At 41.3% G+C, this 385-nt stretch carries 1 pseudogene; it reads right to left on the bottom strand.

Features of this window, described 5'->3' with window-relative positions:
• Nucleotides 1–172 precede the first annotated feature (172 nt).
• Nucleotides 173–385 (bottom strand): annotated as a pseudogene (locus UF05_RS24960) (HAD family hydrolase); the annotation flags it as partial.

The raw sequence follows: 385 nt of genomic DNA on the forward strand, positions 1-385 counted from the left end.
ATTTGCAACTATGATGAATACTTATTCCCATCAAACGGTGAAAAATTCACGTGTTCTGCTTGTGGGCTCCACACGAAAAATTTCTCGTCCATTCAATGCCTTTACCAAGCGCCATATTTACAGTCGAAAATTACACAAATTCATAACCTAAGTCATTCTCGTCATTAAACGGTTAAACAGAGCAGCCCATGAGTTGCTCTTTTAATTCAGCCAAATGTTGAATGCGAATAACTCGGTCATCGTCGACTCAGTTAATGGCCTCTCCATTAAATAGCTGAACCGTCTTAATCCCGGCATTCAATGCTGATTCTACACCCCTGGGTGTATCATCGATATACAAACATTCGCTAGGCAAAAAGCCCATGCTCATCGCGCTGTACATGAT

Origin of the sequence: Vibrio sp. S457-15 (genome assembly GCF_000960545.1) — a bacterium.
GTDB lineage: Bacteria > Pseudomonadota > Gammaproteobacteria > Enterobacterales > Vibrionaceae > Vibrio > Vibrio parahaemolyticus.